General features: G+C 64.5%; 13 protein-coding genes and 1 other RNA gene. 4 read left to right on the plus strand and 10 right to left on the minus strand.

Going from position 1 to position 13,169, the window contains the following annotated elements:
- Nucleotides 1-5 precede the first annotated feature (5 nt).
- From M2282_RS26830 to M2282_RS26855, 6 genes are all read right to left on the minus strand, one after another.
- Entirely contained in the window at nt 6-803 is a 798-nt protein-coding gene (locus M2282_RS26830) for a polysaccharide deacetylase family protein (RefSeq protein WP_280811830.1), read from the minus strand.
- Nucleotides 787-1,794 carry a YncE family protein gene (locus tag M2282_RS26835; RefSeq protein ID WP_280811831.1) on the minus strand — a complete coding sequence of 336 codons (1,008 nt, stop codon included), beginning with the start codon at nt 1,792-1,794 and terminating at the stop codon, nt 787-789. The genes M2282_RS26830 and M2282_RS26835 overlap by 17 nt, the downstream gene beginning before the upstream one ends.
- An 82-nt stretch (nt 1,795-1,876) precedes the next feature.
- Nucleotides 1,877-2,626, minus strand: a complete 750-nt coding sequence (locus tag M2282_RS26840; protein WP_280811832.1) for a pseudouridine synthase — start codon at nt 2,624-2,626, stop codon at nt 1,877-1,879.
- 56 nt (nt 2,627-2,682) lie between these two features.
- Nucleotides 2,683-4,416 (minus strand): gamma-glutamyltransferase, encoded by a 1,734-nt coding sequence (ggt, locus tag M2282_RS26845; RefSeq protein ID WP_280811833.1) that lies wholly within the window; start codon nt 4,414-4,416, stop codon nt 2,683-2,685.
- Nucleotides 4,417-4,467: 51 nt separating this feature from the next.
- On the minus strand, nt 4,468-6,063 hold the full coding sequence (locus M2282_RS26850; RefSeq protein WP_280811834.1) for a class I SAM-dependent methyltransferase: 1,596 nt from the start codon (nt 6,061-6,063) through the stop codon (nt 4,468-4,470).
- 172 nt (nt 6,064-6,235) lie between these two features.
- Nucleotides 6,236-6,496 carry a hypothetical protein gene (locus M2282_RS26855; RefSeq protein WP_280811835.1) on the minus strand — a complete coding sequence of 87 codons (261 nt, stop codon included), beginning with the start codon at nt 6,494-6,496 and terminating at the stop codon, nt 6,236-6,238.
- 50 nt (nt 6,497-6,546) lie between these two features.
- Between M2282_RS26855 and M2282_RS26860 the strand changes: the two genes are divergently transcribed.
- Both M2282_RS26860 and M2282_RS26865 read left to right on the plus strand, forming a co-directional pair.
- Nucleotides 6,547-6,834: a hypothetical protein gene (locus M2282_RS26860; RefSeq protein WP_280811836.1), complete on the plus strand. Its 288-nt coding sequence runs from the start codon at nt 6,547-6,549 to the stop codon at nt 6,832-6,834.
- A gap of 9 nt (nt 6,835-6,843) precedes the next feature.
- Nucleotides 6,844-7,056, plus strand: coding sequence for a hypothetical protein (locus tag M2282_RS26865; protein WP_280811837.1), 213 nt, complete (start codon nt 6,844-6,846; stop codon nt 7,054-7,056).
- 60 nt (nt 7,057-7,116) lie between these two features.
- Here M2282_RS26865 and ssrA read toward each other — a convergent pair.
- The 4 genes from ssrA to ompA form a co-directional block, all read right to left on the minus strand.
- Nucleotides 7,117-7,503: a transfer-messenger RNA gene (ssrA, locus tag M2282_RS26870) on the minus strand.
- Between the two features lie 12 nt (nt 7,504-7,515).
- Nucleotides 7,516-8,184 carry a phosphoglycolate phosphatase gene (gene gph / locus M2282_RS26875; protein ID WP_280811838.1) on the minus strand — a complete coding sequence of 223 codons (669 nt, stop codon included), beginning with the start codon at nt 8,182-8,184 and terminating at the stop codon, nt 7,516-7,518.
- Nucleotides 8,181-8,909, minus strand: a complete 729-nt coding sequence (gene ubiG, locus M2282_RS26880; RefSeq protein WP_280811839.1) for a bifunctional 2-polyprenyl-6-hydroxyphenol methylase/3-demethylubiquinol 3-O-methyltransferase UbiG — start codon at nt 8,907-8,909, stop codon at nt 8,181-8,183. The genes gph and ubiG overlap by 4 nt, the downstream gene beginning before the upstream one ends.
- A gap of 128 nt (nt 8,910-9,037) precedes the next feature.
- A complete protein-coding gene (ompA, locus tag M2282_RS26885) occupies nt 9,038-9,688 on the minus strand; it encodes an outer membrane protein OmpA (RefSeq protein WP_198787779.1) in 651 nt (216 codons plus the stop codon).
- 224 nt (nt 9,689-9,912) lie between these two features.
- Between ompA and gyrA the strand changes: the two genes are divergently transcribed.
- Both gyrA and M2282_RS26895 read left to right on the plus strand, forming a co-directional pair.
- Nucleotides 9,913-12,558 (plus strand): DNA gyrase subunit A, encoded by a 2,646-nt coding sequence (gene gyrA, locus M2282_RS26890; protein WP_198787778.1) that lies wholly within the window; start codon nt 9,913-9,915, stop codon nt 12,556-12,558.
- Nucleotides 12,555-13,148, plus strand: coding sequence for a DUF2059 domain-containing protein (locus tag M2282_RS26895; RefSeq protein ID WP_280811840.1), 594 nt, complete (start codon nt 12,555-12,557; stop codon nt 13,146-13,148). Before gyrA ends, M2282_RS26895 begins: the two co-directional genes overlap by 4 nt.
- Nucleotides 13,149-13,169 lie beyond the last annotated feature (21 nt).

Consider the following 13,169-nt stretch of genomic DNA (forward strand, 5'->3'; position numbering starts at 1 on the left):
CCGCCTCAGGAGTGAGATGCGATCCAGGCGCGGTAGTCGGGATGCTGGCGCAGGGTCTGGAAGCAGAAGCCCTTGGCCTTCAGGCCGACGATCAGCGGCTCGAGGTTGGCCGGCGCCCACGGGTCCTTGCGCGACCAGATGCCCAGGTGCGCAAGCAGGATGTCGCCGGGGCGGATGGTGTCCAGCGCCTGCGTCAAAAGCTTCTCGTTGCTGAACTTCTCGCTCGGCAGTTCGTCGCCGAGGAAGCCGGCGGGCGCCCACCCCACGTGCTCGAAGCCGCAGGCCTTGGCGGCCGCGAGGAGCTTGGGCGAGGTCTTTCCGCCCGGCGCGCGGTACAGCGGCAGCGGCTTCTTGCCGGTGATGAGCGCCAGCCGATCGGAGGCCTTGCTGATGTTGGCGCAGTACTCGGCGGCGGTCCAGGTGAACTCGCGGCCGGCGAACGCGCCCGCCGAGGGCTTCACGCGGAAGGTCGGCGTGGTGCCCTTCAGATCGGCGCGCCAGTAGGTGTGGTCGTAGGTGTGCGAGGCGAACTCGTTGCCCTCGGCCGCCCTCGCCTTCCACCAGGGTGCCCAATGGTTGTCGAGGCTGTCGCCGTCTGTGGTGGTGCGCTCGGCGGCGGCAAAGAAAGTGACGCGCACGTCCTGCCGCTTGAGCACCTCGGCCACCAGCGGGGCGATGCCCATGTGGCCGGTGTCGAAGGTCAGGTAGACCGGCTTTTCGCACGTGCCGCCCTGCGCCCAGGCGGCAGGGACGATGGCGACGGCCAGCGCCAGCGCGACGGCCCGGCTAGATGCGCTTGGCATGGTCGAGGGTCCAGACGCCGTGGGGCGAGCGGCCGACATTCACCTGGCGCACCACCTTCTGCGTCGCCAGGTCGATCACGCTGAGCTTCTTGGCCCAGCGCGAGGTGACGTACAGCGTCTTGCCATCGGCCGACACGTCCATGCAATCGGGGCCGCCGGGCACCGCGTAGGTCGCGACGACCTTCAGCGTCGCGATGTCGATGCGGCTGATGGTGTTGGCCACGCGGTTGCTCACGAACACGCTCTTGCCGTCGCTCGCGGAGCGGAAAGCGTGGGCGCCTTTGCCGGTGGGGATCTTGCCGACCAGCTTGGGCTCGGTGCCCGCCACGTCGAACACCTGCACGCCGTCGCTGCCGGTCAGGCCCACGAGCAGGGTCTTGTCGTTGTGGATGCCGAAGATGTCGGCCGGCATGGCGCCTGTGGCCACGCGCCAGCGGATGGCCTGCGTGGGCAGGTCGACGGCGATCATCTCGTCGCTGTCCTGCATGGTCACGTAGGCGATGGTGCTGGTGTTGTCGATCCAGATGTGGCTGGGCGTCTTGCCCGTCGCGATGCGCTTGGCGAGCTTGAGGTCCTTGCCGTCCCAGCGGTACACATCCACGTGGTTCAGCCGGTTGCCCGCGGTGACGAACCACTTCATGTCGCGCGAGAACTGCAGCTGGTAAGGATCGATGATGCCGTAGACCACCCGCTGCACTTCCGCCGTCTTCGGGTTCAGGAAAGTGAGTGAATCGCCCGCCGAGTTGGCCACGATGACCGACTTTTCGTCCGGCGTCATGTAGATGTGGTGCGGTTCCTTGCCGGTGGGAATGCGCAGCTTCTCGGTCCAGTCGACCGGGTTGATCACGCTGACGTTGGCGTCCAGCGAGTTGAGCACGAAGATGGGGGGAGGTTCGGCCGGCGCGGCGATGGCGGGGTGGGCCACCAGGGCGGTCAGGCAAGAGAACAGGAAGGCCGCAACGCGGCCGTTCGGGCAGGCAGGGAGTCGCAAGGGGAAGGTTCCGGGAAAGAGCTGAGGATCTTAACGGCCAGCCCTGAAGGCTGGCTGACCGTCTCGGTGCTCTTTCTCTTCCCTACTTCGGTGGTTTGGCCGGCTTGGTCGGCGCACGCAGCGCCGCGACCTCTTCGGCCGTCAGCCAGCGCCACTGTCCCGGCGCCAGCTCCTCGGGCAGCGCCAGGTCGCCGATGCGCGAACGATGCAGCCCCTCGACCCGGTTGCCCACCGCGGCCAGCATGCGCTTGACCTGGTGGTATTTGCCTTCGGTGAGCGTGAGCCGCAGGTGCAGCGGGCTGTCGGATTCGCAGGCGGCCGCGCGCACCGGCTTCGGATCGTCGTCGAGCACCACGCCGGCCAGCAGTTTCGCGATCTGCGCCTCGTCCACCGGGTGCTTGGCCGTCACCTCGTAGACCTTGGGCACGTGGTGCTTGGGCGAGCCCATCTTGTGGATGAACTGGCCGTCGTCGGTCATGAGCAACAGGCCGGTGGTGTCCTGGTCGAGCCGGCCGATGGCCTGCACGCCCTGCACCGCGCCCTTGTTGGGCCGAAGGCGCAGCGGCGACGGCAGCAGCGTGTAGATGCTCGGGTAGGTCGAGGGCTTCTGCGAGCACTCGGTGCCCGCCGGCTTGTGCAGCATCAGGTAGGCCTTCTCGTGGTAGGCCCACGGCGCGCCCTGCACGGTGTAGAGCAGGCCTTCGGGGTCGAGGTCTTCGAAGGGGTCCGTCACGGCTTTGCCGCCGATGGTGACGTGGCCTTGCTGGACCAGCCCCGCGCACACGCGTCGCGTGCCGAAGCCTTGGGTATAGAGGATGTCTTGCAGATGCATGGGAAATGAAAAAGGCGGCCGTGCCAGCGTGGCACGACCGCCCTGAGTTTGCAGGATCAGTATCCGGCTGCCAGGCCGGTGTTGCGGCGGGGGTCGTTCGCGCCGTAGAAACGGTTCGCACCGACCGGCTTGCCGCCCAGCGAAGGCGCGCCCACGATGATCGCCGCGAGGTGGTTGGCCGGCTGCGGCACACCGAGGTTGTGGCCCATGTCGGTCAGGATCTTGCGGGTGTCCGGGCTGATCGCAAAGGTCTCGACGTTGGTGACGTCAGGCAGCCATTGCTGGTGGAAGCGCGGCGCATCGACGGCCTCCTGCACGTTCATGCCGTAGTCGACCACGTTCAGGATCGTGTGCAGCACCGCCGTGATGATGCGGCTGCCGCCGGGCGTGCCGACCACGAACACCGGCTTGCCGTCCTTGGAGACGATGGTTGGGCTCATCGAGCTCAGCGGGCGCTTGCCCGGGGCGATGGCGTTGGCCTCGCCCTGCACCAGGCCGTACATGTTGGGCACGCCGATCTTGGAGGTGAAGTCGTCCATCTCGTTGTTCAGCAGCACGCCGGTCTTGTCGGCCGTGACCTTGGCGCCGAACCAGTCGTTCAGCGTGTAGGTGACCGAGACCGCATTGCCCCACTGGTCGGTGATCGAGTAGTGGGTGGTGTTGCTGCCTTCGTGCGGCGCGACGCCGGGCTTGATGTCCTTGGAGACGCCAGCCTTCTTCGGGTCGATGGCCGCGCGGATCTTCTCGGCGTAGCCCTTGTCGAGCAGGCGGTCGAGCGGGTTCTTCACGAAGTCGGGGTCGCCCAGGTAGCTGTTGCGGTCCACGTAGGCGTGGCGCATGGCTTCGATCTGGTAGTGCACCGATTGCGCCGAGCGGAAACCCAGGTCCTTGAGCGGATAGCCCTCCAGGATGTTGAGCATCTCGCAGATGATCACGCCGCCCGAGCTCGGCGGCGGCGCCGACACCACGCGGTAGCCGCGGTAGTCGCACTCGACCGGCGCGAGTTCGCGCGTCTTGTACTGGTCGAGGTCGGCCTGCGTGATGATGCCCTTGCCGGCCTGGCTCGATGCCACGATCGCCTTGCCGACCCAGCCCTTGTAGAAGCCGTCGGGGCCTTTCGCGCTGACTTCCTTCAGCGTCTTGGCCAGGTCTTTCTGCACCAGCTTCTGGCCGACCTGGAAGGGCTGGCCCTTGTTCAGGAAGATGGCGCCGGAGACGGGGTCCTTCTGGAAGTCGGCGGTGGAGGTCCACAGCATGTCGATGTCGCCCTGCTCCAGCGCGAAGCCCTTGTCGGCCAGCTGGATCGAGGGGGCGATCAGGTCGGCGCGCTTCATCGTGCCGTACTTCTCGCGCGCGTATTCCATGCCCGACACCGAGCCCGGCACGCCGACGGCGAGGTGGCCGTTGGTGCTCAGGCCCTTGATGACGTTGCCGTCCTTGTCCAGGTACATGTTGGCCGTGGCGGCCAGCGGCGCTTTCTCGCGGAAGTCGAGGAAGGTCTTGCGGCCGTCGGCCAGCTGCACGGTCATGAAGCCGCCGCCGCCGAGGTTGCCCGCCGCCGGGTACACCACCGCCAGTGCGTAGCCCACGGCCACCGCCGCATCGACCGCATTGCCGCCGCGCTTGAGCACGTCGACGCCGACCTTGGTGGCCAGGTGCTGCGCGCTCACGACCATGCCGTGCTCGGCCGCAACGGGCGCCTGCGAGGCGGCCTGCGACGCGCCCGCGGTGAGCGCGAGCGCCGCCGCGACGGCGGCGCGCAGTGTCGGGGTCCAGTGGAATTGCTGCATGGAAAGTCTCCTCTTTGAGTTGGATGAAGAAGATGGATCTGATCGATCGGGTCAGGCCGTGAGCAGCCCCTTGCGCCGCAAGTCTTTCAACGCCAGCGCCACCTGTTGCTGCGCGAAATCCTTCAGCGCCTCGGGATCGGTCAGCGGCTGTTCGTCCTTGATGAATCGAAGGCGGTCTGCACGCACTTCGGCGGCCAGGTGTTCGGCCAGCGCCTCGTACGAATGCGCGCCGTCGAGCAGCGGCAGCAGGCTGCGCTCGAGCAGCGTGAGTCCCACGGACTCGTGCCACTGGTTGCATGCGTGAGCGTTGGCGCCCGCCGTGAGCGCAAGGCCGGGCGCGCCGCGAACGCTGGCCAGGGCTTGCGGCAGGCTGGCGACTTCGGTCGCCGCCGGCACCGGCGTGCGCCGGATCCGCAAGGCACCGAGGATCACCAGCTCCTCGAGCATGGCCAGCACGATGCGCTCGACCGCATCGCGCGGATCGCCGGTGAGCCTGGTTGCAGTCTCGATCAGCGCCTCGGCAGAGGCGGACGCCGGATAGCTCGCTTCGAGCAGCTGTGCCACGGCCTTGTGCGCGGGCAGGCGCAGCGTGACCTTGAGGTTGCGCATCGCATTGCAGGGCTGCTCGCGCGCATCGAGCGTCAGCGCGCCGCCGTCCTCGGTCGCGAACATGCCGGCGAATTCAAGGGCGCGGATGCGTGCCGGATCGAGGCGGTAGCGGATGTCCCTGGCGCGCTCCTGCTTGACCAGCAGCGTCTGGCGGAAGGTGCGGTTGACCAGGAAATCGAGGTACTGCTCCATCATGATCTGGCTGCCGCCGCATTCGCGCAGCAGCGGATCGCGCACCTTCTCGCCGTAGTTCTGCACGAACATGGTCGAGGGCTCCGCATCGCACAGGTAGGCCAGGCCGCGGGCATCGGCGCGCGCGGCGAACTCCTTGAAATAGCAGGGCTCGTTGCAGGGTTCGAGAAATTCGTGCAGCAGGTAATAGCCGCTGGAGCCGCGCACGATGGGCATGGTTTCCTCGAGCGTTTTCTTGAGCACGCTGTCGGGGCGCGCCGACTGCTCGAGGAATTCGAGCATGCCGCGCGCGTAGGCCAGTTTTTCGTCGGGCGTGTCGCGCGGGCCGCCGCGCAGGATCATCGCGTCGCGCACGATCTCGCGCGCCTTCCAGCCCGGGTACACGTTGTAGCTCACGTAGGCCACGCCGTTCGGCGCGAGATTCTCCGAGCAGATGCGCAGGATCGCGTCCTGCACCGGACCCGGCACCCAGCTGTAGACGCCGTGGCAGACGATGTAGTCGAACTGGCCGAACGAGGCGTCGATGTCGGCGATGTTGAACGCCTTCAGCTCCACATTCGACAGGCCCGCATGGGCGATGGCCGCAACGCCCTGCGATACCTGCACGGTCGACAGGTCGACGCCGACGGCGCGCGCTTCGGGGTGGCGCGCCGCGAAGGGAATCAGATTGCCGCCGGCCGCGCAGCCGAGCTCGAGCACGCGGGCCGTGGCGGGAGCGGGCGCATCGAGCCCAAACAGGAAGGCCAGCGCCTCCAGGTGCTCCATCGCGGACTGCGGGAACGGGTGCGAGTCGTAGGGCACCGTGTCGTAGTAGCTGGTCAGCGTGGAAGTCAGTGAGTCCGGCACGAGCGTCCTTGGGATCGGGGAGAGGAGCTGCGGGTTGCGAGGCGCAGCGCTCGCCGACTATAGCCCCGCGATCAGGCAAAAAAAACCCAGCGGCGACGCTGGGCTCAAGCCTTTCTGCTGGCATGGCATCAAGGACCCCGCGCAGGTTGACCGGCGGGGGACGGCGAACCCGTCAAGGAGAAATCGGGCGCTGCCCAGAAGGCAGCCGATAGGGCGGAACGGCGGATGCCGGCTCCGAGATTTGGGCGACAGGTCGGTCGACAGGGCGGAGCCAGTCGACCGCGGCATCGTCGGGCCGCATGGCCCGCAGCCGCGCATCGCGCCGGAGATGGCGTGCGAGGTCTTCCAGCTCAAGGACATCGACCGTGTGCCAGCGCTGCCGCAACCGATGCGCGCAGGCGGCGATCCAGAGGGTGGCCGGAATGTTTTCCATGAGAGGATTTTACTGTATATTTGTACAGTATTTCCATCGAGGATGCCGTCATGTCCAAGACCGAAGCGACCGAAGATATAGCCCCTGCGCCCAATCACGCATTGACCGAGGCCCTGGCCTGGATTTCGAAGTTTGCGCACGCCTGGAAGGCCATCGAGCCCGCACCCGGGAGCCTCAGCATCGACGGCTTCATCATCTGGGGACCCGTGCTCTACGAGAAGCACAAGGATGAAGATCCGGTGAAGCTTGCGCAGCAGCTGTTCGGCAAGTCCGGCGCGTACTCCAGGTATCTCTATCCCGGACGCAAGCCGGGCGCGGGCGTACACCTGGCGTCTTAGAATGGCCCGATGAATTGGCGCACCACACTGCTTCCGCTTGGTTTGATCATTGCGGTCCTCACCGGCTGTTCGGCCCCGAACGAGATCGTGCCGTTCCGCGAAGGCGTCCTGCGTGCGCCGAGCTACACGCTCGCAGCGGATTATTGCAGCGCAAAGAGCCTCACTCCGAAGTGGATCGGCAGGGCGCCGGCGGAGTCGGGTGTGCTGTTCCAGTGCTACTGAAGCTCTGCGGTGGAATAAAAAACGGCAGCCATTGGTGACAATGGCTGCCGTTCTGTTGAGTGGTGGAGCTGGGGGGATTTGAACCCCCGTCCGCAAGCCTTCATCGCGCAGTTCTACATGTTTAGTGATCTGATTTGAGTCTCGCTTCCGGAGTCGCGCAGTCACACGCTAAACCGGACGCCAGCACCCTATTTTCTCGCCCCGACCCAAGGTACCCGGATCGGAGCCAGCCGATGTAATTATCTTTGCAGCCGGGAGGATTCAGATTGCTCTGTCACCCCCTTGCCCAGCCCATCGGCCTGCTGTTGCAAAGCTCACTGGCAATTAAGCAGCGAGTGCGAAACGTTCGTCGTTTGCAGTTAGTTTGTTTGAATCTGTTTTACGAGCGCATTCAGCTCGACATGCCCCGCTGCGATTCCGAACCCACGTCGAAACCAGTGCAGCCCCAAGCCTTGCATTTTAGGCGCTATCGAGCAAATGCAAGAGCTCCGTGGGCGAAGATATTGACGCATCGGCCTGCCAGAGCGTCGAATCGGCCTGCGATCCCATGTAGCCATAGGTAGCGGCCACCGTCAGCATGCCGGCGGCGCGGCCCGCGATGATGTCGCGCTCGTCGTCGCCCACATAGATGCACGCCTCCGAGGGAACACCCAGTCGCCGCGCCGCTTCGTGGAGCGGTTCGGGATGCGGCTTGGCATGCGGCGTGGTGTCACCGCTCACGATGGCGCGCGCACTGGCGAAAAGCGGGATGGCGCGGGTCAACGGATCGGTGAATCGCATCGACTTGTTGGTGACCACCCCCCACAGCAGACCGCGCGCCTGAATCGCATCGATCAGCGCCTGGACGCCGTCGAACACCTGTGTGTTGAGCAGCATGCGGCGCTCGTAAGTCACGAAGAACTCTTCGCGTAGCTCCGGGAATTCGGGGGCATCGGGCGTGATGCCGAATGCCACGCCGAGCATGCCTCGCGCGCCCGAACCGGCGAACGGGCGGTAGCGCTCCAAGGGATAGGATTCAAGGCCTCTGTCGGTCCGCATCTTGTCGGCTGCAGCGCCCAGGTCAGGCGCGCTGTCGATCAGCGTGCCGTCCAGGTCGAACAGAACAGCGCGTGTGAGTGCGCCCTTCATCCCTGCGAAGCCGGCAGTGGCGGCCTTTGCGTTGCGAACATGTAGTTGACGCTGGTGTCGGCACTGAGCCAGTAGCGACGGGTCAGCGGGTTGTGCTCCATGCCACGCGTGTGCCGCAGATCAAGGCCTGCTGCGCGGCAGTAGGCGGCGAGTTCGCTGGGACGAATCAGCTTCGCATACTCGTGGGTGCCACGCGGCAGCATCCCGAGGATGTATTCCGCACCTACGATCGCCAGCGCGAAGGACTTCAGGTTGCGGTTGATGGTTGAGAAAAACACCCACCCGCCGGGCTTGACCAGCGTGGCGCAGGCCTGGATCACCGAAGCGGGCTTCGGCACGTGTTCCAGCATTTCCATGCAGGTGACGACATCGAAGCTGCCCGGTTGCTCCTCGGCCAGCGCCTCTGCACTGATCTCGCGATACTTGACGCCGCGCGTGCCGGCCTCGAGCGCATGCAGTTGCGCGACCTTGAGCGCCTTGCCTGCGAGGTCGATCCCCAGCACGTCTGCGCCCTTGCGAGCCATCGAGTCAGCCAGGATTCCGCCGCCGCAACCGATATCGAGCACGCGATGCTGCGAAATAGGTGCAATACCGTCAATCCATTCGAGACGCAGTGGATTAATTTCGTGCAGTGGGCGGAATTCGCTCTCCAAATCCCACCACCGATGCGCCAGTTCTGAAAACTTGGCGAGTTCAGCCGGATCGGCATTCACATTTTCTGTCATAGGGCAATTATGAAGCGGGCAATGCCCGGCACGCGCAGGACGATCTTGTTGAATTCTTGCCGTCAAATTCGACGGGCATAAAAAAACCCCGCCGAGGCGGGGTTTCTATCATCGATGGAATCGATCGATTAGTTGGCGCGAGTGCCGACCACTTCGATTTCCACGCGACGGTTCTTGGCGCGGCCTTCCTTGGTGCGGTTGTCAGCCACTGGCTGCTTCTCGCCCTTGCCTTCGGTGTAGACGCGGTTGCGTTCGATGCCCTTCGAGACCAGGAAGGCCTTGACGGCTTCGGCGCGACGCACCGACAGACGCTGGTTGTAGGCGTCCGTACCGATCGAGTCGGTGTGGCCCACAGCAATGATCACTTCGAGGTTGACACCACGGATCTTCTCGACCAGGTCGGTCAGCTTGGCGCGACCTTCAGGCTTCAGAACCGACTTGTCGAAGTCGAAGAATGCGTCGGCTGCGAAGGTCACCTTCGAAGCAGCGACAGCGGGCGGTGCGCCAGGAGCAACAGGAGCTGCGCCAGGTGCTGCAGGCGCAGCAACTGCGGGAACCAGAGCGCCGTCGCAACCGGCGGCGGCGGTAGCCGGCGTCCAGTTGGCATCGCGCCAGCACAGTTCGTTCGTACCGTTCTTCCAGACCAGTTCGCCGGTGCCGTTTTGCCAGTTGTCGATCGTAGGACCGCCGTCCGCAGCGGTGACACGGGTCTGCGCGCCGGCGGCAGTGGCGAGCGCAGCGACTGCAAACATCATCGCCACTTTATTCAGTTTCTTCATGGTTCTCCTCTTGGGGAAAAAGCCGCAGCCGCGCTGCGAATCAAGGACGCTTTAAGTGACCACCACCCAAAACGTTGAGGCGATTGTGCCATAGGGTCTTTGGCAAACAGGCCGCTGGGCGCCCCCGAAGCGTAGGACGGAGGCGGAATAGCCGCCTTGTGTTGCGGCGGTGCGACACCCCTCACAGCGTAAAATTTCGCCTTCCTGCCGCCAGCCTCTTGCCCATGACCTCCTTCGCCAAAGAAACCCTGCCCATCAGTCTCGAAGAGGAAATGCGCAGCAGCTATCTCGATTACGCCATGAGCGTGATCGTGGGCCGAGCGCTACCCGACGCACGCGATGGCCTCAAGCCTGTGCATCGGCGCGTGCTCTTTGCCATGCACGAACTCAACAACGACTGGAACCGCCCGTACAAGAAGTCGGCCCGTATCGTTGGCGATGTGATCGGTAAATACCACCCGCACGGCGATCAATCGGTCTACGACACCATCGTGCGATTGGCGCAGGACTTTTCCATGCGCCACATGCTGGTCGACGGCCAGGGCAACTTCGGTTCCGTGGATGGAGACAACGCGGCCGCAATGCGCTATACGGAAATCCGGCTGGCCAAAATTGCGCATGAAATGCTGGCCGATATCGACAAGGAAACTGTCGACTTTCAGGACAATTACGACGGCTCCGAAAAAGAACCGAAAGTTTTGCCGAGCCAACTGCCGAATTTGCTGGTCAATGGCTCGGGCGGTATTGCGGTCGGCATGGCCACCAATATCCCGCCGCACAACTTGAATGAGGTCGTCGACGCCTGCCTGCATCTGCTGCGCAACCCCGAGGCCAGCATCGACGAGTTGATGGAAATCGTGCCGGCGCCCGACTTCCCCACCGCCGGCATCATCTACGGCATCAATGGCGTGAAGGACGGCTACCGCACTGGCCGCGGCAAGGTCGTGATGCGCGCCAAGTGCCACTTCGAGGACATCGACCGCGGCCAGCGCCAGGCGATCATCGTCGACGAGCTCCCCTATCAGGTCAACAAGAAGACGCTGCAGGAGCGCATGGCCGAGCTGGTCCACGAAAAGAAGATCGAAGGCATCAGCCACATCCAGGACGAGTCCGACAAGTCGGGCATGCGCCTGGTGATCGAACTCAAGCGCGGCGAAGTGCCCGAGGTTGTGCTCAACAACCTCTACAAGCAGACGCAGCTGCAGGACACCTTCGGCATCAACATGGTGGCCCTGGTCGACGGCCAGCCCAAGCTGTGCAACCTGAAGGACCTGATCCAGGTCTTCCTGCAGCACCGCCGCGAAGTGGTCACGCGCCGCACGGTCTTCACGCTGCGCAAGGCCCGCGAACGCGGCCACGTGCTCGAAGGCCTGGCGGTGGCGCTCGCCAACATCGACGAGTTCATCCGGATCATCCGCGAATCGCCGACGCCCCCGGTTGCCAAGGCCGAACTGATGACCCGCAGCTGGGACAGCAAGCTGGTGCGCGAAATGCTCACGCGTTCGCGCGCCGACGGTGGCGTGATCAACGCCGACGACTACCGTCCCGAAGGCCTGGAGCGCGAGTTCGGCATGGGCTCGGATGGTCTCTATCGCCTCTCGGACACGCAAGCCCAGGAAATCCTGCAGATGCGCCTGCAGCGCCTGACCGGCCTCGAGCAGGACAAGATCGTCGCTGAATACAAGGACGTGATGGCCGAGATCGACGATCTGCTCGACATCCTGTCCAAGCCCGAGCGCGTGTCGGTCATCATCGGCGACGAACTGGGCACCATCAAGCAGGAGTTCGGCCAGAGCAAGCTCGGCGCACGCCGCAGCCTGGTGGAGCACAGCGCGTTCGACCTCTCGACCGAAGACCTGATCACCCCGACGGACATGGTGGTGACGCTCTCGCACAGCGGCTACATCAAGAGCCAGCCGCTGGGCGAATACCGCGCGCAGAAGCGCGGCGGCCGCGGCAAGCAGGCCACCGCGACGAAGGAAGACGACTGGATCGACCAGCTCTTCATCGCCAACACGCACGATTACATCCTGTGCTTCTCCAACCGCGGCCGGCTCTACTGGCTCAAGGTGTGGGAAGTGCCGGCGGGTTCGCGCGGCTCGCGCGGCCGGCCGATCGTCAACATGTTCCCGTTGCAGGAAGGCGAGAAGATCAACGTCGCGCTCGCCCTCACCGGCGAGAAGCGCAACTTTCCGGCCGACCAGTACGTGTTCATGTCGACCTCGATGGGCACGGTCAAGAAGACCGCGCTCGACGAGTTCAACAACCCGCGCAAGGGCGGCATCATTGCCGTGAACCTCGACGATGGCGACTACCTCATCGGTGCAGCCCTCACCGACGGCAAGCATGACGTGATGCTCTTCAGCGACGGCGGCAAGGCCGTGCGCTTCGCCGAAGACGACGTCCGTCCGCTGGGCCGAAATGCGCGCGGCGTGCGCGGCATGTCGCTCGACCCGGGCCAGGGCGTGATCGCCATGCTCGTGGCCGAGGACGAGCAGCAAAGCGTGCTCACCGCCACGGAAAATGGTTACGGAAAGCGAACAAGCATTACGGAATACACGCGTCACGGCCGCGGAACCAAAGGCATGATCGCGATTCAACAGAGTGAGCGCAACGGCAAGGTCGTTGCCGCCACTCTCGTGCACGCGGACGATGAGATCATGCTCATCACCGACAAGGGTGTGCTCGTGCGCACCCGGGTTGCCGAAATTCGTGAACTGGGTCGCGCGACGCAAGGCGTCACGCTGATCGGGCTTGACGAAGGCGCCAAACTCAGCGGGCTACAGCGTATCGTCGAAAACGACGCGAACGGCGAGAGCGAGCCGGACGCAGACGATACTTCTACATCTTCAACGGAGAATCCTCAGTGAAAAAAATCAAACTCGCACTTCTGACGGTAGCTTTGGCCAGCAGCTCGATGGCCGCCATGGCACAGGACAAGGCCACGCTGATCAAGCAGTTCATCGACATCCAGCGCCCCGGCATCGAATCGCTGGCGCGCGGCCTGGTCGAGCAATCCAGCTCGCCGATCGCCCAAGCCGGGTCGCAGTACCTGCAGACGCAAGTGCCTGAAGCCAAGCGCGAATCCGCTGCCAAGGCAGCCGACGCCGAGCTCAAGAAGTACTTCGACGACGCCTACCCCCTCGTGCGCGACAAGGCCATTCAACTGGCACCGGGCGCCCTTACTCCGCTGCTCGAGCAGAACTTCAGCGAAGACGAACTCAAGCAACTGCTGGCCTGGATCAACTCGCCGCTCAGCAAGAAGTACCAGGAACTGAACCCGAAGATGCAGACTGCATTGACGGAAAAGCTGGTGGCCGAAACCCGCGCCGCCATCGAGCCCAAGATGCGCGCGCTCGACACCAATGTCGCCAAGGCCCTCGGTGCCCCGACCGACGGTGGCGCCGCCCAAGGTTCCGCACCCGCCAAGGCTCCAGCCAAGGCACCCGCCAAGAAGTAAAGCAACGTGACCCAGCAGCAG

The organism is Variovorax boronicumulans, from assembly GCF_029892485.1.
GTDB lineage: Bacteria > Pseudomonadota > Gammaproteobacteria > Burkholderiales > Burkholderiaceae_C > Variovorax > Variovorax boronicumulans_B.

What these genes read in the sequence shown, in the direction of transcription:
- M2282_RS26830 (WP_280811830.1), bottom strand. Translation starts at nt 803, where the DNA reads ATGCCAAGCGCATCTAGCCGGGCCGTCGCGCTGGCGCTGGCCGTCGCC.
- M2282_RS26840 (WP_280811832.1), bottom strand. Translation starts at nt 2,626, where the DNA reads ATGCATCTGCAAGACATCCTCTATACCCAAGGCTTCGGCACGCGACGC.
- ggt (WP_280811833.1), bottom strand. Translation starts at nt 4,416, where the DNA reads ATGCAGCAATTCCACTGGACCCCGACACTGCGCGCCGCCGTCGCGGCG.
- M2282_RS26855 (WP_280811835.1), bottom strand. Translation starts at nt 6,496, where the DNA reads ATGGAAAACATTCCGGCCACCCTCTGGATCGCCGCCTGCGCGCATCGG.
- M2282_RS26860 (WP_280811836.1), top strand. Translation starts at nt 6,547, where the DNA reads ATGTCCAAGACCGAAGCGACCGAAGATATAGCCCCTGCGCCCAATCAC.
- M2282_RS26865 (WP_280811837.1), top strand. Translation starts at nt 6,844, where the DNA reads ATGAATTGGCGCACCACACTGCTTCCGCTTGGTTTGATCATTGCGGTC.
- gph (WP_280811838.1), bottom strand. Translation starts at nt 8,184, where the DNA reads ATGAAGGGCGCACTCACACGCGCTGTTCTGTTCGACCTGGACGGCACG.
- ubiG (WP_280811839.1), bottom strand. Translation starts at nt 8,909, where the DNA reads ATGACAGAAAATGTGAATGCCGATCCGGCTGAACTCGCCAAGTTTTCA.
- ompA (WP_198787779.1), bottom strand. Translation starts at nt 9,688, where the DNA reads ATGAAGAAACTGAATAAAGTGGCGATGATGTTTGCAGTCGCTGCGCTC.
- gyrA (WP_198787778.1), top strand. Translation starts at nt 9,913, where the DNA reads ATGACCTCCTTCGCCAAAGAAACCCTGCCCATCAGTCTCGAAGAGGAA.